16 protein-coding genes are annotated in these 19,897 nt (G+C 69.6%); 7 read left to right on the top strand and 9 right to left on the bottom strand.

The window, feature by feature from the left end:
• Window positions 1-5 precede the first annotated feature (5 nt).
• The 4 genes from I596_RS09495 to I596_RS09505 form a co-directional block, all read right to left on the bottom strand.
• Window positions 6-2,114: a bifunctional serine/threonine-protein kinase/formylglycine-generating enzyme family protein gene (locus I596_RS09495; protein WP_067646943.1), complete on the bottom strand. Its 2,109-nt coding sequence runs from the start codon at window positions 2,112-2,114 to the stop codon at window positions 6-8.
• A 153-nt stretch (window positions 2,115-2,267) separates the two neighbouring features.
• The gene (locus tag I596_RS09500) at window positions 2,268-2,897 is read right to left on the bottom strand and encodes a BON domain-containing protein (RefSeq protein WP_190278885.1); all 630 of its coding nucleotides are present in this window, start codon (window positions 2,895-2,897) and stop codon (window positions 2,268-2,270) included.
• A gap of 59 nt (window positions 2,898-2,956) precedes the next feature.
• The gene (locus tag I596_RS18760) at window positions 2,957-3,112 is read right to left on the bottom strand and encodes a hypothetical protein (RefSeq protein ID WP_190278886.1); all 156 of its coding nucleotides are present in this window, start codon (window positions 3,110-3,112) and stop codon (window positions 2,957-2,959) included.
• 156 nt (window positions 3,113-3,268) lie between these two features.
• Complete coding sequence (locus tag I596_RS09505) at window positions 3,269-3,703, bottom strand: fasciclin domain-containing protein (RefSeq protein WP_067646948.1); 435 nt, start codon at window positions 3,701-3,703, stop codon at window positions 3,269-3,271.
• Window positions 3,704-4,287: 584 nt separating this feature from the next.
• Here I596_RS09505 and nhaA point away from each other — a divergent pair.
• The gene (gene nhaA / locus I596_RS09510) at window positions 4,288-5,571 is read left to right on the top strand and encodes a Na+/H+ antiporter NhaA (protein WP_223303802.1); all 1,284 of its coding nucleotides are present in this window, start codon (window positions 4,288-4,290) and stop codon (window positions 5,569-5,571) included.
• Between the two features lie 138 nt (window positions 5,572-5,709).
• On the opposite strand, the gene sucD is transcribed toward nhaA, so the two are convergent.
• Both sucD and sucC read right to left on the bottom strand, forming a co-directional pair.
• The gene (sucD, locus tag I596_RS09515) at window positions 5,710-6,579 is read right to left on the bottom strand and encodes a succinate--CoA ligase subunit alpha (RefSeq protein WP_067646954.1); all 870 of its coding nucleotides are present in this window, start codon (window positions 6,577-6,579) and stop codon (window positions 5,710-5,712) included.
• 14 nt (window positions 6,580-6,593) lie between these two features.
• Entirely contained in the window at window positions 6,594-7,760 is a 1,167-nt protein-coding gene (gene sucC / locus I596_RS09520) for an ADP-forming succinate--CoA ligase subunit beta (protein ID WP_067646958.1), read from the bottom strand.
• A gap of 252 nt (window positions 7,761-8,012) precedes the next feature.
• On the opposite strand from sucC, the gene I596_RS09525 reads away from it, so the two are divergent.
• Both I596_RS09525 and pepQ read left to right on the top strand, forming a co-directional pair.
• Entirely contained in the window at window positions 8,013-9,623 is a 1,611-nt protein-coding gene (locus I596_RS09525) for a sensor histidine kinase (RefSeq protein WP_067646960.1), read from the top strand.
• An 81-nt stretch (window positions 9,624-9,704) separates the two neighbouring features.
• Window positions 9,705-11,042: a Xaa-Pro dipeptidase gene (gene pepQ, locus I596_RS09530; RefSeq protein WP_067646962.1), complete on the top strand. Its 1,338-nt coding sequence runs from the start codon at window positions 9,705-9,707 to the stop codon at window positions 11,040-11,042.
• Window positions 11,043-11,060: 18 nt separating this feature from the next.
• Here pepQ and I596_RS09535 read toward each other — a convergent pair whose 3' ends face one another.
• Window positions 11,061-11,960, bottom strand: coding sequence for a DnaJ C-terminal domain-containing protein (locus I596_RS09535; protein ID WP_067646965.1), 900 nt, complete (start codon window positions 11,958-11,960; stop codon window positions 11,061-11,063).
• A gap of 84 nt (window positions 11,961-12,044) precedes the next feature.
• A complete protein-coding gene (locus I596_RS09540) occupies window positions 12,045-12,488 on the bottom strand; it encodes an Hsp20/alpha crystallin family protein (protein ID WP_067646968.1) in 444 nt (147 codons plus the stop codon).
• Window positions 12,489-12,645: 157 nt separating this feature from the next.
• Between I596_RS09540 and I596_RS09545 the strand changes: the two genes are divergently transcribed.
• The 4 genes from I596_RS09545 to I596_RS09560 all read left to right on the top strand — a co-directional run bounded on the left by I596_RS09545 (window position 12,646) and on the right by I596_RS09560 (window position 18,194).
• The gene (locus I596_RS09545; RefSeq protein WP_067646973.1) at window positions 12,646-13,125 is read left to right on the top strand and encodes a peroxiredoxin; all 480 of its coding nucleotides are present in this window, start codon (window positions 12,646-12,648) and stop codon (window positions 13,123-13,125) included.
• A gap of 126 nt (window positions 13,126-13,251) precedes the next feature.
• On the top strand, window positions 13,252-13,878 hold the full coding sequence (locus I596_RS09550) for a TetR/AcrR family transcriptional regulator (protein WP_067651701.1): 627 nt from the start codon (window positions 13,252-13,254) through the stop codon (window positions 13,876-13,878).
• Window positions 13,875-15,023, top strand: coding sequence for an efflux RND transporter periplasmic adaptor subunit (locus I596_RS09555; RefSeq protein ID WP_067646975.1), 1,149 nt, complete (start codon window positions 13,875-13,877; stop codon window positions 15,021-15,023). Before I596_RS09550 ends, I596_RS09555 begins: the two co-directional genes overlap by 4 nt.
• A gap of 9 nt (window positions 15,024-15,032) precedes the next feature.
• On the top strand, window positions 15,033-18,194 hold the full coding sequence (locus I596_RS09560; protein ID WP_067646977.1) for an efflux RND transporter permease subunit: 3,162 nt from the start codon (window positions 15,033-15,035) through the stop codon (window positions 18,192-18,194).
• A 395-nt stretch (window positions 18,195-18,589) separates the two neighbouring features.
• Here I596_RS09560 and I596_RS09565 read toward each other — a convergent pair whose 3' ends face one another.
• A complete protein-coding gene (locus tag I596_RS09565; RefSeq protein ID WP_223303803.1) occupies window positions 18,590-19,705 on the bottom strand; it encodes a hypothetical protein in 1,116 nt (371 codons plus the stop codon).
• Window positions 19,706-19,897 lie beyond the last annotated feature (192 nt).

The following is a 19,897-nucleotide window of genomic DNA, read 5'->3' on the forward strand; positions in this document are numbered from 1 at the left end:
CGGCGCTAGAGATCGCGTACCAGCCGGAAGCCGATGTCGTCGTAGCCGCGGTCCGGCGCCAGCGGGCGCTCCGACGGCGCGTCGGCGGCCGTATTCCGGTCCCGCCACGATCCACCGAGCGCGATCCGCTGCTCGCAACGCCCGCCCTGCGCAGCGGTGCAGTCGGCGGTCCATTCGCTCGCATTGCCGCGCAGGTCGTTGAGACCCAGCGCATTGGCCGGCTCGCTGCCGGTCGCCGCGGTGCCGCGCCGGGCGGTATCGCAGGCCTGTCCGGCGGCGCACGCCGCGGCCGGTCCCGGCCGTGCGGCGTGGCGCCACTCGGCCCGGGTCGGCAGGCGATAGGTCCTGCCGGTCCGCGCGCTCAGCCAGCGCGCATAGGCATCGGCATCGTCCGCGCTGACGCACACCACCGGCTCGTCGTCCTTCTGCGCGAAGCCGGGGTCGCGCCAGTCGCGCCGGTCGAGCAGACGCAACGGCGAGAGCCGGTTGCGGCAGCGGGTCGCCGCGCGTCCCGAGGCGGCGGCGAAGCGTGCGTAGTCGCCACGGCTGACCTCGTCGCGCATCACCAGCAGCGGCGCGGCCAGTGTCGAGCCGGCGATGCGCCGCGGCACGAAGATCACCGGCGGCCCGCCCGTGTCGCGCAGCAGCGAGCCGGCCTGCAGCAGGTCGGCGGCACGCAGCTGCAACGCCTGCACGGCGTCGCCGTCCGCACCGGTTTCGCGGGCGAAATCCAGCCAGGCGATCGCCGCCGCGCGCTCGTAGCCGCGCAGGCTCGCCTCGGCCTGCGCCAGCGCCGCCTGGCGCGCCTGCAGCTCCACGGCCAGGAAGGCCGGCGCCTGGCGCAGGCCGGACTGGTCGGCCAGCAGGACCGCCTGACGGTAGCGCTCGCGCGTCCCGTCCAGGTCGCCCCTGCGCGCGCGCTCGGCCAACGGCACGGCCAGGGAGGCCAGCACGGTCTCCAGACCGGCCCGTGCGTCGGCATTGTCCGGATCGCCCGCCAGCAGGTTCAGGTAGGTTTCCGCCGCGTTCGCGCCGGCCGGTGCCAGCAGGTGACCGGCGGCCAGTTGCTCGCGCGCCTGCCCGAGCGCGCCGTCGATCGCCGCCGGCACCTCGTCCGGTGCAGCGGCAGGCGCCACCGGCGCCGGTTCCAGCTCCGCCGCCGCGTGCGGCGTGGGCGCCAGCAACGGTGCCAGCAGCCAGCCCGGCACCGCGATCAGCGCAAAGCCGAGCACGACCAGCAGCAGCGGCCGGTACCAGGGCCGGGCATCCAGCCATGCCGGCAGGACGCCCTGCCGGCGCAGACGACGCTGGACCCCGTCGAGCGCGCGCTGCATCGCCTGGGCGTTGCGGTAGCGCTGCTCGGGCTGCTTGGCCAATGCGCGGTCGATGAATGCCTGCCAGTGTGCCTTGTCCGGCGGCAGGCGCGGTATCGGGTCCTGCGCGTGCATCAGCGCGAGGCCGAGTGAATCGGCGCAGCGGAACGGCAGCTCGCCGGTCAGGAGCTCGTAGGTCAGCACACCGAGGCTGTAGAGGTCGGCCCGGCCATCGATGGCACCGCCGCGGGCCTGCTCCGGACTCATGTGCGCACTGCTGCCGAGCGCGAACCCGTCGCTGGTGACACGCGGCGAGCCGCTGCGCTGCGACAGCGCGATGCCGAAATCGGCCAGCTGCGGCCGGTCGGCGTTGTCGAACAGGACGTTCTCGGCCTTGACGTCGCGATGGACGATGCCGCGCGCATGCGCATAGCCGAGCGCGTCGAGCAGCACGCGCAGCAGCTCGATCAGGCCCTCCTCGTCCGCGCGGTAGTCGCGCTCGCCGAGGTCGCCGCGCGCCAGGTACGGCATCACGTAGTACAGGTCGCCGCTCTGCGTGCGCCCCACCTCGTGGATGCCGACGATGCCCGGATGCTCGAGCTTAGCGATGACGCGCGCCTCGTTCTCGAAGCGCATGGCCTGTGCCTCGTCGAGCGCGCTGGAGGGACGCATCACCTTGATCGCGACTTCGCGATCCAGCGACTCCTGCACCGCCAGGTAGACCACCGCCATGCCGCCGCGGCCGAGCTGGCGGACCAGCCGGTAGCCGGCAATGCGCGGCGATTCCGCGCGGCGCGGCACTGGATCGGAAGGTGAATCCGTAGTCGAGGTTTGCATCAGACGCTGCCGGATCGGACCCGACGCCATTGGAAGCGCCGGAACAGTTCCGCCACTCCCTGCCAGCCCAGAGAGTAACCTACTCGGCGCGTCCAGGAGATCCGCAGCCCACCGCTGTCAACGGACCAGCAACCCGGTGGCCTCGACCCGGCGAACGCCCCATACGCCCTGGACCAGTTCTATCGCCAGGTCGCGGGCAGCGGCCGATCGCTCCGGCCCTTCCAAGGTCACCACACCGGCCCGGCTGCCCACCTGGATGTCGCAGCTGCCGGTCCCGGGAGAGGCGCGCAGGGTGGTGGCGACGGTATCGGAGATCCACGCATCGGAACGGATCCGGGCGGCTTCGCGCCCCTGCACCCGCGCCTGCGCCTGGTCCCGGGCGATGTCGGTGATCGGTGCCCAGTCGATGACGTCCAGCCGGTTGTCGACGTCGAGAACACCACGGGTATCGCCGGCGAGGCGGCCGGCCAGTCCTTTCTGCGCCTGGCTGCGGACCAGCCCGCGCAGGAGGACCTTTCCGTTCACGGTCAGGACCTGGATTTCGTCGGCGTCGATCCGTGAGTGGCCTGCCAGCTTGAGCAGGATCGACGCGGTGACCATCGCGTCGCCGGGCACCTCCTCGCACTCGGCGGAGCCGGCCGTCGGAAGCGATGCCGGCGGCGCAGCGATCGCGGCGCCGCTGAATGACCCGGCCAGCACCAACAAGGCCAGGCCGAGTCCGCGGTGACGGGTAGCGCAGAGCGTCATGTCCAGTTCCTCGGGCAACCATCCATGAAAAAGCCCGGTCGAAACCGGGCTCGTGATGTTCAACGTCGATTGATCGGCAGTTCCGTCTTTGCCGGTGCGTGCTTGGGCTCGGGCATCGACGGCGGCGTGTCGGGCGCCACCTTCTTGTCGATCGGCGTGTTGACGGGACGACGGTCTTGATGGTTGGGCTTGCTGGTGTTTTCGTGCTTGTTCACGTGATGATCTCCATTCAGGGCCGGTTGCGGCCAACGCATCCCTGCAGGCGAGGCGCACCGCGATTCCGCGGCGGCCCCGGGTCCTTGGCGGACGCGGGATCCATCCCATGCCCGTGTGGTTCATGGCGGACGCCGGACTGCGGCGCCGTCTTGGTCTCAATGCCGGATCGGCACGATGACCTTGTCGATCGGGTAGATCACACCGTTGCTCGACGGCAGCTCGGCCAACGAGACATTGGCGTCGTTGATGGTGACCCGGCCGTCGGTCATCCTGATCACCGCCGCCTCGCCCTGGACGGTGCGCGCATCGCGCATCCTGCCGACTTCCGAAGTGGAAACCCGGCCGTGTACGAGGTGGTATTGCAGGACGGATACCAGTTCGGCCTTGTTCTCGGGCTTGAGCCAGTTCTCCAGCGTCCCCTCCGGCAGCCTGGCGAACGCCGCGTCGGTAGGCGCAAACAAGGTGAAGGGCCCGATCGTCTTGAGGGTATCGGTCAACCCGGCAGCCACGATCGCCCGGTCGAGGCTCGTGAACGTGGCGTCGGCCGCAACCGTCTCGGCAACGGTGCGAGAAAACGGGCTACTACTCATGGGGGGTGCCTTGATGTTCCGCAAGCGCGGAAGGCGAAGCGGCACGGGCCGCCGGCCCTGACGGAACGCAGGGCGTGACTCAGAGACGAGGATACGAACCGCGAGACCGAGGGCTGGGGACCGAGGAAGGGTTCCAGTGGCGGTGACTGTATACCTTCCGCTGTTACGCTGGCGTGAATGGCGTTTTCTACCTGCCGCGGCGCATGATGAAGCACGAGAGCGTCCCGAATGGGCCGATTGCAGCGCCCATGGGAGTGTACCGGCCGTAGCCGCGCGCCACTTTTTATTCCGCCTTGCGTCTGCATCGAGAAACCTGACGGATCGTCGACGCGCAGCGCGCGGCCGGGACCGTGCAGCACCATTCGCGGTGTCGACATCCGCTGCCGCCCGCCCTGCTCCGGCCGCCACCTTCAGGAACCGCCGATGTCATCGAAACCGCTCTTGCCGCGTCAGCTGCGTCCGCCTCGCCGCCCGAAGCCGCCGCTCCCCGCAGGTGACGCAAGCCGCACCACCCTGCCGGCCGCATGAGCCCGCCGTCGACACGGCTTCCCAGGGAACCGATGGACCGGCTCGGCAGGGCCTTCATGCGCTTCTTGCGCATCGAGGCCATGGCCGGTGGCATCTTGTTGATCTGTGCGGCCCTGGCCCTGGCACTGTCCAACTCGGCGTGGTCCGGACACTATCTGGCGTTCTGGGAACTCCAGCTCGGAATCCAGGTGGATCACGTCACCTACGCGCGGTCGTTGAAGCATTGGATCAACGACGGCCTGATGACGTTCTTCTTCTTCGTGGTCGCTCTGGAACTCAAGCGCGAGATGGTGCTCGGGGAGCTGCGCAAGCCACGCACCGCAGCGCTTTCGCTGGCGGCTGCGCTCGGGGGCATGGCCGTCCCTGCCGCGGTGTACCTGCTGCTGCAGGGCGGCGGGCCGGCGATGCACGGCTGGGGCACCGTGATGGCGACCGATACCGCCTTCCTGATCGGCTGCCTCGCCGTGCTCGGCCGGCGCATTCCGCAGAGCCTGCGCGTGTTCCTGCTGTCACTCGCGATCTTCGACGACATCGGCGCGATCCTGGTGGTGGCGATCGGCTACGGCGACGCGCTGAACGGCCAGGCCTTGGCCGCGGCGATGCTCGGCATCCTGCTGACGGCCGCCCTGGCGAAGGCCGGCATTCGCAGTGTCCCGGTCTACATCGGGATGGGTGCGGCCGTCTGGTTGGCGATGGATCTGTCAGGCGTACACGCGACGCTGGCGGGTGTCGTCCTCGGACTGATGACGCCCGCGCGCAGCTGGGTGAACGACAGCCGCCTGCGCGCAATCCTGGGGCGCGTCGTGGCGCACCCGCCGGGCGAACACTGGAGCGGAGATACCCTCAATCGCCAGGACCTGCTCCGCGCCGAGGTCGCCACGCGCGAAGCGCTGTCGCCGGTCGAGCGCTTGGAGATCGCCCTGCATCCTTGGGTGGCTTTCGTGGTCATGCCCGTCTTCGCCCTCGCCAATGCCGGAATGACCATTGTTCCCGCGGACATCGTCGCTTCGACCACCGTCGCGATCGTCGCCGGCTTCGTCATCGGCAAGCCCCTGGGCATCGTCGCCTTCAGCTACCTGGCGGTGCGCCTGCGTCTGGCGGTGCGTCCGAGCGGCCTGCCCTGGTCGATGCTGGCGACCGGCAGCCTGCTGGCCGGCATCGGCTTCACGATGGCCCTGTTCATCGCCGAACTGGCGTTCGACACCCACCTGCTGGCCTCGGCCAAGCTCGGCATTCTGGTGGCGTCGATCGTCTCGGCGACCGTCGGCCTGCTGGCCCTGGCCGGGCTGACGGCCCGACAAGGCCGCACCGGCCGGTCGCCCCGCACGGCGAGACCATGACGGCGGCGCCGGCACTGACCTCGGGTTGCCCGGGTCGTGGCGCGAAAAACGGAAGGGAGGGAAGCGCGACCGCGCAGCCATGCCGGCCGGTTCGCGCAGGAACGACGCGCCGTTGCGACGCGTCGCTCCTCGTCTCGATCAGAGCTTGGTCGCGAGCGTCTTGCCGAGGTCGGCCGGCGACTTGACGGTGGTCACGCCAGCCTTCTCCAGCGCCTCGAACTTCGCGGCGGCGGTGCCCTTGCCACCGGAGATGATCGCGCCGGCGTGGCCCATGCGCTTGCCGGCCGGTGCCGAGGCGCCGGCGATGAACGCGACCACCGGCTTGGTGACGTACTCGCTGATGAACTCGGCCGCTTCTTCCTCGGCGCTGCCGCCGATCTCGCCGACCATGATGATGCCCTCGGTCTGCGGATCGTCCTGGAACAGCTTCAGGCAGTCGATGAAGTTCAGGCCGTTGATCGGGTCGCCGCCGATGCCGATGCAGGTGGACTGGCCCAGGCCCTCGTTGGTGGTCTGGAACACCGCCTCGTAGGTCAGCGTGCCGGAGCGCGAGACGATGCCGACCTTGCCGGGCTTGTGGATGTGGCCGGGCATGATGCCGATCTTGCACTCGCCGGGGGTGATGACGCCCGGGCAGTTCGGCCCGATCAGCACCGTTTCCGGATGGCGCTTGAGCACGTTCTTGACGCGCAGCATGTCCAGCACCGGAATGCCCTCGGTGATCGCGACGATCACGCGGATGCCGGCGTCGGCGGCCTCGAGGATCGCATCGGCCGCGAACGGCGGCGGCACGAAGATCATCGTCGCATCGGCGCCGGTCTCGGCGACCGCGTCGGCGACGGTGTCGAACACCGGCAGCTCGATGTGGGTGGTGCCGCCCTTGCCCGGCGTGACGCCGCCGACCAGCCGCGTGCCGTACTCCAGCGCCTGCACGGAGTGGAACGTACCCTGCTGGCCGGTGAAGCCCTGGGTGATGACCTTGGTGTTCTTGTTGATCAAAACGCTCATGGATTCGTCCTCGCTCAGGCGGCCTTGACCGCAGCAACCGCCTTCTGCGCGGCGTCGTTCAGGTCGATGGCCGGCGTGATCTTCAGGCCGGAGTTGGCGAGCAGTTCGCGGCCCTTCTCGACGTTGGTGCCTTCCAGGCGCGCGATCACCGGAATCGTCAGGCCCACGTCCTTGACCGCGGCGATGATGCCCTCGGCGATCAGGTCGCAGCGGACGATGCCGCCGAAGATGTTGACGAGGATCGCCTCGACCTTGTCCGAGGACAGGATCAGCTTGAACGCCTCGGTCACGCGCTCCTTGGTGGCGCCGCCGCCGACGTCGAGGAAGTTCGCCGGCTCGGCACCGGCCAGCTTGATGACGTCCATCGTCGCCATCGCCAGGCCCGCGCCGTTCACCATGCAGCCGATGTTGCCGTCCATCGTCACGTAGTTGAGGTTGTGCCGGACGGCCGCGGCCTCGGCGGCGTCCTCCTGGCTCTCGTCGCGCATCGCGGCGAGGTCCGGATGACGGAACTCGGCGTTGTCGTCGGAATTGACCTTGCCGTCGAGCGCGGCCAGCGAGCCGTCGGACAGGATCGCCAGCGGGTTGAGCTCGACCAGGGCGAGATCCTTCTCGTTGAACAGCGTGTACAGCCCGATCATGATCTTCGTCAGCTGGCCGGCCTGCTTGGCGTTGAGGCCCATGTCGAACGCCAAGCGGCGCGCATGGTACGGCTGCAGCCCCTCGACGAAGTCGACCTCGATCGTGTGGATGTCCTCCGGGGTTTCCCGGGCGACCTGCTCGATGTCGACGCCGCCCTGGGCCGAGGCGATGAACGAGACGGTCTTGCTGCCGCGGTCGACCAGCACCGACAGGTACAGCTCCTTGGCGATATCGCCCGCCTCGGTGACCAGGACCAGGTTCACCGGCAGCGCGCGGCCGCCCGACTGGTAGGTTTCCATCGACGTGCCGAGCATGCCGGCGGCGGCCGTCTTCACATCGTCGATCGACTTGCAGAACTTGACGCCACCGGCCTTGCCGCGGCCGCCGGCGTGGATCTGCGCCTTGACCATCCAGGGTCCGCTGCCCAGCGCCTGCGCGGCGGCGACCGCCTCGTCGGGCGTGGACGCGATCCGGCCGGCCGGAACCGGGATGCCGTACTGGGCGAACAGCTCCTTGGCCTGATACTCGTGGAAATTCATGGCTTGCACCTTGGGGAGTGGACAACGCGAAAACCGACGCCCCCGCCGCAGGCGGGGATCGAAACGGACGCTCGGGCCGGCAGGCCGCAGGAAACGGCCGCGGAACGGGCGCGTATTGTGGGCAAACGTCGTTGCGAAATCAAAACGCTCGTTCGATCGCCCGCCGCGGCGCCCGGCGCCTATACTCGCGCCCGGAAGCCCGGCGCTGCGGCCCCGAGGCGACGGGAGCGCCGCACGGCGAGAGGGAGGCAGATGATCTCGATAGGCGAAACGACCCGGCGCGAGCTGTACTTCTTCAACCTGTACCGGGTGTTCGAGGCCGTGGTGTTCGGCGGCCTGGTGTTCAGCCCGGTGGCCGTGGACTGGGTGCAGGTCGCCCGTCCGCTGCTGGGCCAGAGCGTGGTCCTGGCCTACATCCCGCTGGCGCTGCTGCTGTTGGCCGCCACCTCGCGCATGCACGCGCGACCGGGCTTCTGGATCGGCGCGGCACTGTGCCTGGACATCCTCGCCGCCTCGCTGGTGCAGGTCTCCCTGGTCGGCGCCAGCACGGCGGTGCCGATCCTGCTGATCGTCAACGTCGGCGCCGCGGCGCTGCTGCTGCCGCTGCGCCAGTCGCTGCTGCTCGCCGCGCTGGCCGCGCTCGGCATCATCGTGCCGCCGATCCTGACCGACTACCTCGGCATCACGCAGGGGCGGACCGGCCCCGAGGCCGGCCTGTTCGGCGTGGCCTACCTGGCGCTGGCCCTGCTCGGCCACTACCTCGGCCGGCAGATGCGCGAGACCGAGGCGCTGGCCGAGCAGCGCGGCGCGGATCTGCTCAACCTCGAGCAGGTCAACGACCTCATCATCCAGCGCATGAAGACCGGCGTGCTGCTGGTCGACGACGCCAACCGCATCCTGCGCATCAACGAATCCGCCTGGCGCCTGATCGGCACGCCGGCGCCGAACGAGCGCGACCTCGGCAGCGTCGCCGCCGAGCTGTCGCGGCGGCTCTACCACTGGCGCACCTCCGGCCGCACCGACCAGAGCGCGGTCGCGCTGGCCGCCGACGTGCCCGAGGTGATCCCGCGCTTCACACGGCTGGCACCGAACGACGACAGCCACGTGCTGATCTTCCTCGACGACACCTCGCTGCTGTCGCGCCGCGCCGAGGAACTGACGCTGACCTCGCTGGGCCGCCTCTCCGCCTCGATCGCGCACGAGATCCGCAACCCGCTGGCGGCGATCCGCTATTCGGCCCAGCTGCTGGCCGAGTCGCCCGAACTCAACGACGAGGACACGCGCCTCGTGGAGATCATCAACAACCACTGCACGCGCGCGAACGACGTCGTCGAGAACATCCTGCAGCTGTCGCGGCGCGAGCGATCGCGCCCGGAGAGCATCGACGTCAACGCCTGGGTGCTGGCCTTCGTCGACGACTACCGCCAGGGCAACGACCTCGGCGGCGACCAGCTGCGCGCGATCACGCAGAACCGCCGCATCGAGGCGATGGTCGACCCGCAGCACCTCCAGCAGGTGGTGTGGAACCTGGTGCAGAACGCCCTGCGCTACGGCCGGCAGCCGAACGAGCCGGCGCGCGTGGCCCTGGTCGCGCGCCTGGCCACCGACCGCGGCCCGCCGCTGATCGAGGTCATCGACCGCGGCCCCGGCATCCCGCCGCGCGTCGCCGCGCAGATCTTCGAGCCGTTCTACACGACGCACGAGTTCGGTACCGGACTGGGCCTGTACCTGGCCAAGCAGATGACCGAATCGAGCCAGGCCACGCTCGAGTACGTGCCGGTGGCCGGTGGCGGCGCCTGCTTCCGGATCACCCTGAGCCCGGTGGCGACGCTGGCGACACGCGCCAGCCCACGCCCGGCGTAGCCTGCGAGGGCCCGCCTTCCGGACTGGCACCGGCAGGCGCGGAAGCGGCACAATCGACGCGACCCTAGCCGCTCGACCGCCATGCCGAACCAGTTGACCGATCTGAACCTGCTCTACCCGGAGCACCTCGCCACCGTCATCGCCCGCAGCGACCGCGCACTGCTGCGCGGCGGCTTCGACCACCTGGTGATGCCTGCCGGCACGGCGCACTACCAGTTCCTTGACGACCGCGACTACCCGTTCTGCGTCAATCCGCATTTCAAGCACTGGCTGCCGGTGACGCGCGCGCCGGGCTCCTGGCTGGTCCACACGCCGGGGCGCAGGCCACGGCTGATCTACCTGCAGCCGCACGACTACTGGCACGTGGTGCCCGAGGTGCCGGCCGGCTACTGGGTCGACCATTTCGAGATCACGATCATCCGCGACGCCCGGGAGGCACTCGCGCACCTGCCGAACGACTCCGCGCGCTGCGCGATCATCGGCGAGCCGGGCGCGGCACTGGGCGACTTCGTGCCGAACAACCCGCAGGCCGTCATCGACCTCCTGCACTACCAGCGCGCCTTCAAGACGCCGTACGAACTGGCCATGATGCGCGTGGCCAGCCGGATCGGCGCGCGCGGGCATCGCGCGGCCGAGGAGGCCTTTCGCAACGGCGCCTCGGAGTTCGCGATCCACGGTGCCTACCTGGCCGCCACCCAGCTGACCGAGAACGAGCTGCCGTACGGCAACATCATCGCGCTGAACGAGCACGGCGCGGTCCTGCACTACACCGATCTCGGCCGCGTTCCGCCGGTCCATCCGCATTCGTTCCTGATCGACGCCGGCGGCAGCTTCCACGGCTACGCCAGCGACATCACGCGCACCTGGGCCTGGGACCGCGACGGCGAGTTCCAGGACCTGATCGACGCGGTCGAGCAAGCGCAGCTGGGCTTCTGCGCGCAGGTCCGTGCCGGGCAGAGCTACCCGGATCTGCACCTGCACGCGCACCACGTGCTGGCCGGCGTGCTGCGCGACCACGGCTTCCTGCGCATGTCGCCGGAGAGCGCGGTCGAATCGGGCGTGTCGTCGGTGTTCTTCCCGCACGGCCTGGGCCACTCGATCGGCCTGCAGGTGCACGACGTGGCCGGTTTCGCCGCCGACGATGCCGGCACGACGATCCCCAAGCCGCCCGGCCATCCGTACCTGCGCCTGACGCGCCGGCTCGAACCGGGCATGGTCACGACGATCGAGCCGGGCCTCTACTTCGTGGACATGCTGCTGGCCGAGCTCAGGACCCGGCCCGAAGCGCGCGACGTCGACTGGGATCGCGTCGACGCGTTCCGCCGGTACGGCGGCATCCGCATCGAGGACGACGTGGTCTGCACCGGCGGCCAGCCGGAGAACCTCACCCGCGACGCGTTCGCGGCGATCGCCGTATAGCGGCGGGCCAGCGCCCGCTCAGCCGCGTGGATGGAACGCGAACGCCTCGGCCATCGAGGCGTACAGCGCGCGCTGCTCCTCGCTTTCGGCCGGCGGCACGTGCACTTCCAGCACGACGATCTGGTCGCCCGCCGGTTCGCCGGGCCAGCCGCGGCCGCGCAGGCGCAGCTTGCGCCCGGTGTCCGAGCCGGGCGGGATGCGCAGTTCCACGTCGCCGTCCAGCGTCGGCACCGTGACGGTCGCGCCGAGCGCGGCTTCCCACGGCGCCAGGGCGAGCGTATGGACGACGTTGCGCCCCTCCAGGCGGAACCGCCCGTCACTGCGCAGGCCCACTTCCAGCAGCAGGTCGCCGGGCGGGCCGCCGTTGAGGCCGGGGCTGCCCTGCTTGCCGAGCCGGATCTGCTGGCCGGGCTGGATCCGCGCGGGAATCTTCACCTCGAGCGTGCGCTCGCCCTGCAGGCCGTCGCGCAGGGTGATCCGCTCGCGGCCGCCGCGCACGGCGGTCTCCAGATCGATCGCGATCTGCGCGTGCAGGTCGCGGCCACGCCGCGCCACGCTGCGCGGGCCGCCGGCGCCGCCCATGCGGCCGCCGAACAGCGATTCGAAGAAATCGCTGAAACCGGCGCCCTCGAAGCCGGCCGGATCGAAGTCGCCGCGCTGCTGCCAGTTCGGCGGCGGCCGGAAGTCGTCGCCGGCACGGTAGCCGCCGGCACGCAGCTGGTCGTACGCGGCCCGGCGCTCGCCGTCCTTGAGCGCCTCGTAGGCCTCGTTGACCGCCTTGAACTTGTCCTCGGCGCCGTCCTCCTTGCTGACGTCGGGGTGGTATTTGCGCGCCAGGCGCCGGTACGCCGACTTGATCTCGGCGTCCTTCGCATCGGGCTTGACGCCCAGGATTTCGTAGTAGTCCTTGAACTGCATGCGTTCTATCTTGCCCGCAAATGAGAAAGCCCGCGACGGAGCGAATCCGTCGCGGGCCGGTTCAGGTCTGCTGCCGCAACGGGATCAGGCGTTGATGGTAATCCGGCGCGGCGTGGTTTCCGGCTTCTTCGGAATCGAAATCTCCAGCACGCCGTGCTTGCCGTGCGCGGTGACGCCGTCGGCGTCGGCACTGTCGGGCAGCGCGAAGCGCCGATAGAAGACCCCATGCGAGCGCTCGACGCGCGTGAACTTGGTCCCTTCCTCCTTGGTTTCGGCGGTGCGCTCGCCGCGCAGCGACAGGATGCCCTTGTCCATGTTGATCTCGATGCTCTGCGGATCGACGCCGGGGACGTCGGCCAGGATGACGAAGCGCTTGTCTTCCTCCTTGATGTCGACCCGGGGTACCCACTGGCTGGTCACGACGTTGGACTGGTCGCTTTCCTCGCCGTTGAAGAAGCGCTCGAAGACCTGACGGAACTCCTGGAGATCGTTGCGGGCGGCCCACGGCGAATGACGGATGATGCTCATGACGCGTTCCTCGTGTTCGGGTGCGGCTGCGTGCCGCGATGGCAGGCAAAATAGGGATGCCGCTCCCTGTTTCAAGCAGCCGGACCGGTGCCGGCGCGCTGCGCCAGCCACCCTTCGTTTATCCGGGCACCGGACGCCCGCCCTGCAAGGTCCCGCCATGAGCATCCAGCCCGGTGACGCCATTCCCGCCATCGCCCTCACCCTGATCCGCGACGGCATGCACCCGGTCCGCGCCGACACGCTCTTCGCCGGCCGGCGCATCGTGCTGTTCTCGGTGCCCGGCGCGTTCACGCCGACCTGCTCCTCGCGCCACCTGCCGGGCTATGTCGCGCACTTCACCGACTTCCAGGCGCGCGGCATCGAGGTGGCCTGCGTGGCGGTCAACGACGCCTACGTCATGCAGGCCTGGGCGTCGAGCCAGAACGTGCCGGCGCAGATGATGATGCTGGCCGACGGCAACGGCGACTTCGCGCGCGCACTCGGCCTGGAGCTCGACGCCAGCGCCTACGGCATGGGCCTGCGCAGCCGGCGCTTCGCGCTGCTGGCCGAGGACGGCATCGTGCGCCTGCTGCAGGTGGAGGCGCCGGGCGAGTTCAAGGCGTCCAGCGCCGAGGCGATGCTGGCCCTGATCGGCTGAGCTTCAGCCGGGGACGCGTATACCGATTCCACCGCTCGGGCCGTGTCGCACTTGCGTTCCGGCCAGGGATGAATAGACTACGCCAAATATTGAACTAGACGGTATAGTCCAGATTCGATGGAGCCGATGACGACGCCCCTTGCCGGTGCGCGCCACGAGCGCGTACGCGATGCCGCGCGCGCGTTGTGGCTCGAGCACGGCTACCAGACCAGCATGGACGCGATCGCCCGCCGTGCCGGCTGCTCGAAGCAGACCGTCTACGCGCACTTCGGCAGCAAGGAAGAGCTGTTCCGCCACGTCGTCGAGGACCTGATGGCGCCGATCATGGCCTGCCTCGAACCCGGCGAGGGCGACCTGGAAGCGACGCTGACGGCGTTCGCGCGCAGCTACGGCGACACCCTGGCCACCGCCGAGACGCAGGCGCGCAGGCGCATCGCCTTCACCGAGGCGCCGCGTTATCCGGATCTGGCCAAGGGGCTGTACCGCGGCGGCCTGGGCCATCTGGTCGACCGCCTCGCCGAGGTACTCGGCGAGGCCATGCGGCGCGGCGCGCTCCGCCGGGACGACCCCGCCCAGGCCGCCGAGCTGTTCCTCGGCCTGTGCTTCGGCGTGGAGTCCGAACGCCACCTGCTGGGCGTGGCGCGGCGGCGCACGCTGGCCGAGCGCCATGCCTGGACCGATGCCGCGGTCGCCGCGTTCCTGCGCGCCTACGCCCCCTCTTTCCCTCTTTCCCTTTCCAGGAAGCAGTCATGATCCGCATCCCCCGTACGCTGGCGCTGGCCCTGACCTGCACCGCGCTGATCGCCTGCCAGAAGAGCCAGCCGCCGGCGGCGCCGCCGCCACCCGAGGTCGGCATCATCCAGGTGCAGCCGCAGGCCGTGCCGCTGACGCGCGACCTGGTCGGACGCCTGTCGCCGTTCCGCAGTGCCGACGTGCGCGCCCGCGTGGCCGGCGTGCTGGTCAAGCGCGTCTATGCCGAGGGCAGCGACGTCAAGGAGGGCGACGTGTTGTTCGAGATCGATCCCGCGCCTCTGAAGGCCACGCTGGCGTCGGCCCAGGCCGGGCTGACGCAGGCGCAGGCCGCCGCCGCCAACGCGAAGGCCGCGGCGAACCGCGCACGCGAACTGATCGGCAAGAACTACGTGTCGCGTTCGGACCTCGACAATGCCGAGGCCACCGAGCGCACCACCGCGGCCCAGGTACAGCAGGCACGCGCCGAGGTGCAGACCGCGCAGATCAACCTCGGCTACGCCACCGTGCGCGCACCGATCTCCGGCCGTGCCGGCCAGCAACAGGTGACCGAAGGCGCCCTGGTCGGCCAGGGCACGGCGACGCTGCTGACGACGATCGACCAGCTCGATCCGGTCTACGCCAACTTCACGCTGAGCGTCAGCGACCTGGACCAGCTGCGCGAAGCCGCCTCGCACGGCGCCATCACGCTGCTGGAGCCGAACAAGGCCGAGGTGGCGCTGACGCGCCAGGACGGCACGCCGACCGGCAGGAACGGGGTGCTGGACTTCTCCGACGTCACCGTCGACCCGGCCACCGGCAGCGTCGCGCTGCGCGCGCAGATCGCCAACCCGGACCGCACGCTGCTGCCGGGCATGTACGTCACCGGCAGCCTGTCGCTGGGCCAGATCAACCAGGCGTTCCTGATTCCGCAGTCGGTCCTGCAGCGCGATGCGCAGGGTGCCTACGTGCTGGTCGTCGGCGAGGGCGACAAGGTCGAGCGGCGGCCGGTCAAGGCCGACACCCTGCGCAAGGACGCCTGGATCGTCACCGACGGCATCAAGGCCGGCGAGCGGCTGGTCGCCGACGGCATCCAGAAGGCGCGCCCGGGGCAGCCGGTCAAGCCGGTCGCCACCGCGGACGCCGGCGCCAAGCCGGCCCAGGGCTGAGGACACGCCATGGCACAGTTCTTCATCAACCGCCCGGTCTTCGCCTGGGTGGTCGCGATCCTGATCTCGCTCGCCGGCGTGCTGTCGATCTACAGCCTCGGCGTCGAGTCCTACCCCACCATCGCGCCGCCGCAGGTCACGATCACCGCCAACTACGCCGGCGCCAGCGCCGACACGGTCGAGAAGACCGTCACCCAGGTGATCGAGCAGCAGCTGACCGGCATCGACAACCTGCTCTATTTCAGCTCGCAGTCCAGCTCCAACGGCCGCGTCCAGATCACCGTGACGTTCCAGACCGGCACCGACCCGGATACCGCCCAGGTCCAGGTGCAGAACAAGGTCGCCCAGGCCGAGCCGCGCCTGCCCTCGGAGGTCACCCAGCAGGGCGTGGTCGTCGCCAAGGCGGCGGCCGGGTTCCTGATGGTGATCGGCCTGCGCGCCGATGACGGCGGCATCGACCGCAACGGCCTCAACGACATCGTCGCCTCGCGCGTGCTCGACCAGATCTCGCGCATCAACGGCGTCGGCGCGACCCAGCAGTTCGGTTCCGAGTACGCGATGCGCATCTGGGTCGACCCGGTCAAGCTGCAGGGCTACGGCCTCTCGGCCAGCCAGCTGACGGCGGCCATCCGTGCGCAGAACGTGCAGTTCGCCGCCGGCGCGATCGGCTCGCAGCCGACGCTGCCGGGCCAGGAGTTCATGGCGACGATCTCGGCCGACAGCCGCTTCACCGAACCGGAGCAGTTCGAGAACATCATCGTGCGCGCCAACAGCGACGGCACGACCGTGCGCCTGCGCGACGTCGCCCACGTCGAGTTCGGCGCGTTCACGTTCGGCTTCGACACCCAGTACAACGGCAAGGCACTGGCGGCCTTCGCGATCCAGCTGTTGCCCGGTGCCAACGCGCTCGACGTCGCCGGTGCGGTCCGCAAGCGCATGGACGAGCTGTCGGCGAGCTTCCCGGCCGGCGTGGTGTGGTTCTCGCCGTACGACTCGACCACCTTCGTCAACATCTCGATCAACGAAGTGGTGCACACGCTGATCGAGGCGATCGTGCTCGTGTTCCTGGTGATGCTGATCTTCCTGCAGAACTTCCGCGCGACGATCATCCCGACGCTGGTGATTCCGGTCGCCCTGCTCGGCACCTTCGTCGGCATGCTCGCGCTCGGCTTCACGATCAACCAGCTCAGCCTGTTCGGCATGGTGCTGGCGATCGGCATCATCGTCGACGACGCGATCGTCGTGATCGAGAACGTCGAGCGCATCATGAGCGAGGAAGGCCTGTCGCCCAAGGAGGCCACGCGCAAGGCGATGGGGCAGATCTCCGGCGCGATCGTCGCGATCACCGTGGTGCTCGCCGCCGTGTTCATTCCCTCGGCGATGCAGTCCGGCGCCGCCGGCGAGATCTACCGCCAGTTCGCACTGACGATCGCGGTCTCGATGGGCTTCTCGGCCCTGCTGGCGCTCTCGCTGACGCCGGCGCTCTGCGCCAGCTTCCTCAAGTCCTCGCACGCCCAGAAGCAGAACGTCGTCTTCCGCACGTTCAACCGCTTCTTCGACTGGATGACCAAGACCTACGTCGGCCACATCGCCAGCGCCGTGCGCCACGCGCCCCGCTGGATGGTGCTGTTCGTGGCCCTCAGCGTCGCCGCCGGATACCTGTTCACGCGGCTGCCGACCGGCTTCCTGCCGGAAGAGGACCAGGGCTACGCGCTGGCGATCGTGCAACTGCCGCCGGGCTCGACCATGGCGCGCAACCAGGCGGTGATGGGGCAGATCTACGAGCGGCTGCAGAAGAACCCGGCGTTCGAGGGCTTCATGCAGATCTCCGGCTTCAGCTTCCTGGGCCTCGGCGAGAACGTCGGCATGGGCTTCATCCGGCTCAAGGACTGGAGCCAGCGCGACATCACCGCGACCGAGTTCATCGCCCAGACCAACGGCGCCCTGGCCGACATCAAGGACGCGCAGATCTTCGTGGTCAACCTGCCCACGGTGCAGGGCCTGGGCCAGTTCGGTGGCTTCGACCTGTTCCTGCAGGACCGCGGCGGCGTCGGCTACGACAAGCTGGTCGAGGCGCGCAACCAGCTGCTCGGCAAGGCCAATGCCGCCGACTCGGGCCTGGTCGCCGTGCGCCCGAACGGCCTGGAGGACGCGCCGCAGCTGAAGATGACGGTCGACCGCACGCAGGCCGAGGCGCTGGGCCTGTCGGTCAGCGACGTCTATGCCTCGATCCAGACGTTCCTGGCGCCCAATTACGTCAACGACTTCTTCTACCAGGGCCGCGTCAAGCGCGTCGTGGTGCAGGCCGACGCACCATTCCGCGCCACGCCCGACGCCCTCAAGCAGTTCTATACGCCCTCGACACTGGCATCCAGCAGCCTCGGCACGACCTCCTCGAACGGCCAGCTGATGATCCCATTGTCGAGCGTGGTCACCACCGAGTGGACGAGCTCCTCGCCGTCGCTGATCCGCTTCAACGGCTACTCGGCGATCGAGATCGTCGGCAACCCGGCACCGGGCAGCAGCTCGGGCGACGCGATGAGCACGATGCAGAACCTGATCGCGGAGCTGCCGGCCGGCTTCGGCTTCGACTGGGCCGGCATGTCCTACCAGGAGATCCTGTCCGGCAACCAGCAGGCGATGCTCTACATCCTGTCGCTGGTCGTGGTGTTCCTGTGCCTGGCCGCGCTGTACGAGAGCTGGTCGATCCCGACCTCGGTGCTGCTGGTGGTGCCGCTCGGCGTGCTCGGCTGCATCGCGGCGACGCTGCTGCGCGGGCTGCCCAACGACATCTACTTCAAGATCGGCCTGATCACCGTCGTCGGCCTGGCCGCGAAGAACGCGATCCTGATCGTCGAGTTCGCGGTCGAGCAGCAGCAGGCCGGCAAGACGCTGCGCGACGGCGTGATCGAAGCAGCGCGCCTGCGCCTGCGGCCGATCCTGATGACCTCGATGGCGTTCATCCTGGGCGTGCTGCCGCTGGCGCTCTCCAGCGGTGCCGGCGCCAACTCGCGCCACTCGATCGGTACCGGCGTCATCGGCGGCATGCTGTTCGCCACCTTCCTCGGCGTGCTGCTGATCCCGATCTTCTACGTGATCGTCCGCCGCCTGCTGGGCGACCGTCTCGACGGCAACGGCAAGCCGCCGGCGCGGATCGAAACGGCCCACTGAGCGCTGTGCCCGCCTCCGGGGTCAGCCCCGGAGGCTTTGCTCGGGTTCTTCGCCTCTGCGGGCCCATTCCGCTCCGGCTCCGCTCCGGCTCTGTCTCCTGTTTTCGGCTCCGGCTCTGGTTTTTTCGCCCTAAAGCAAGCCGAGCATCGGAGGGCAACGAGGCCGAAGAGGCGCCCCAACTCGCCTCGCTCGGACACGGGGCAGCTCTGCGGCCTGGCCGGCCTGCGATGCTCGACTCGCTTCAGGCGCCAACGGCGAGGGCGAGAACGAGGGCGAGGGCGAGGGCCGATCGAGTTCCGCAGAGGGGCAAAGAACCTTTGTTTCGCGCCCGGCGGGGTTGCGGGGCGCCCACGCATCGGGTCCCGCATGGCCGGACACGGGCGCGGCAAGAGACGTCAGTGCCGGAACACGACGATCCCGATCTCCAGTGCGATCAGCAGGGTGATCGCGATCTCGAGCACCTCGGCGCGACGGCTCGAGGCTTCCTCGTACAACGCCGAATAGGTGTCGCGGATGATCGCGAGCTTGCGGTCCACGGCGGCGCTGACGTTCGGCACGCGGAACAGGTCCAGCGCCGCGCTGTAGACGCGTGCCAGGTAGACGTCCTCGGTCACCTGCAGGGCATTGTCGACCTTCTCGGTCAGCTCGGTGACTTCCGCGACCATCGTGTAGAGGCGTCGCGCCAGGTGCGCGAAGCGGCGCGAGGCGAGCAGCGACGTCGCGCCGCGGGCCTTCTCGACGCGGTCGTACATCAGCGGCAGCTCGTCGTCGAGCAGTTCGTCGTAGTAGCGGAACTCGACGAGCTGCGCGTTCGCGATCTCGATGACGTCGATGACGTCCGAGTCGCCGCGCGGCTCGTAGATAAAGGCGCGATCCCAGGTCAGCACGACCAGGTCGTCGGCATAGTAGGAAAAGCTGCGGCGCAGGATGTCCCGCGAGGCGTCCTCCGACAGCGGCCGCGATTCCCCCGACAGCAGCGCGGCCAGATCCACACTGTCGCGCAGCTGCGCGCCGGTGAGCGGCTGCGCGAGCGTGTGCACCACGCAGAGCAGGTAGTCCTCCTGCAGCGACGAAGGACCGGGGCGTTCGAGCGCGGAAGCGATGACCGCGCGAACCCGGTCGAGCAGGTCGGTCCACAGCGCGGTGTCCGAGGCCGGGCCGATGGCCTGGTCGAGCGCGTTGAAGCGGTCCGAGAACTGCGCCCAGTCCAGGTCGCCGACCGGGACGCGCGCCGACAGGGCGACGACGCCGAAGTCGTGCAGCCTCGCGCCGAGCACCATGCGCGCGCTGCCGCCGCCCAGCTCGATCGTCGACTCGCCCAGCGACAGCTCCAGCGGCGGCACGTTGAACGCCACCGCCTTGGGTGCCGCCGTGTTCAGGCGGCCGCGGCTGGCGCCCGCGCCGGCCCGGCTGGCCCACAGCGCCTCGGCCCGGCCGAGGTCGATGGCATAGGCGACGTCGAACAGCCGCATCGCGACGATCTCGCCGGTTCGTACGGTTACGGTGGACATGCCGATCTCCTGTCGCGTGCCCGCCACGAAGCACGGCGGGCGCATCGGCATCATCGTCCCCGACGTGTTTCAGTACGTCGAGCGGCACCGAAGGCGGAGGCCCGGCATCGCCGGCCGGCGGCGGGAGCCGGTCGCGAGAACCGTACCGGCGCCGACCATCGATGCCTTGCCGCGCCTGCCATCCGCCACGCA

It is taken from the genome of Dokdonella koreensis DS-123 (assembly GCF_001632775.1).
Classification (GTDB): domain Bacteria; phylum Pseudomonadota; class Gammaproteobacteria; order Xanthomonadales; family Rhodanobacteraceae; genus Dokdonella; species Dokdonella koreensis.

What these genes read in the sequence shown, in the direction of transcription:
- I596_RS09500 (WP_190278885.1), bottom strand. Translation starts at nt 2,897, where the DNA reads ATGACGCTCTGCGCTACCCGTCACCGCGGACTCGGCCTGGCCTTGTTG.
- I596_RS09505 (WP_067646948.1), bottom strand. Translation starts at nt 3,703, where the DNA reads ATGAGTAGTAGCCCGTTTTCTCGCACCGTTGCCGAGACGGTTGCGGCC.
- nhaA (WP_223303802.1), top strand. Translation starts at nt 4,288, where the DNA reads ATGCGCTTCTTGCGCATCGAGGCCATGGCCGGTGGCATCTTGTTGATC.
- sucD (WP_067646954.1), bottom strand. Translation starts at nt 6,579, where the DNA reads ATGAGCGTTTTGATCAACAAGAACACCAAGGTCATCACCCAGGGCTTC.
- sucC (WP_067646958.1), bottom strand. Translation starts at nt 7,760, where the DNA reads ATGAATTTCCACGAGTATCAGGCCAAGGAGCTGTTCGCCCAGTACGGC.
- I596_RS09525 (WP_067646960.1), top strand. Translation starts at nt 8,013, where the DNA reads ATGATCTCGATAGGCGAAACGACCCGGCGCGAGCTGTACTTCTTCAAC.
- pepQ (WP_067646962.1), top strand. Translation starts at nt 9,705, where the DNA reads ATGCCGAACCAGTTGACCGATCTGAACCTGCTCTACCCGGAGCACCTC.
- I596_RS09535 (WP_067646965.1), bottom strand. Translation starts at nt 11,960, where the DNA reads ATGCAGTTCAAGGACTACTACGAAATCCTGGGCGTCAAGCCCGATGCG.
- I596_RS09540 (WP_067646968.1), bottom strand. Translation starts at nt 12,488, where the DNA reads ATGAGCATCATCCGTCATTCGCCGTGGGCCGCCCGCAACGATCTCCAG.
- I596_RS09545 (WP_067646973.1), top strand. Translation starts at nt 12,646, where the DNA reads ATGAGCATCCAGCCCGGTGACGCCATTCCCGCCATCGCCCTCACCCTG.
- I596_RS09550 (WP_067651701.1), top strand. Translation starts at nt 13,252, where the DNA reads ATGACGACGCCCCTTGCCGGTGCGCGCCACGAGCGCGTACGCGATGCC.
- I596_RS09555 (WP_067646975.1), top strand. Translation starts at nt 13,875, where the DNA reads ATGATCCGCATCCCCCGTACGCTGGCGCTGGCCCTGACCTGCACCGCG.
- I596_RS09560 (WP_067646977.1), top strand. Translation starts at nt 15,033, where the DNA reads ATGGCACAGTTCTTCATCAACCGCCCGGTCTTCGCCTGGGTGGTCGCG.
- I596_RS09565 (WP_223303803.1), bottom strand. Translation starts at nt 19,705, where the DNA reads ATGTCCACCGTAACCGTACGAACCGGCGAGATCGTCGCGATGCGGCTG.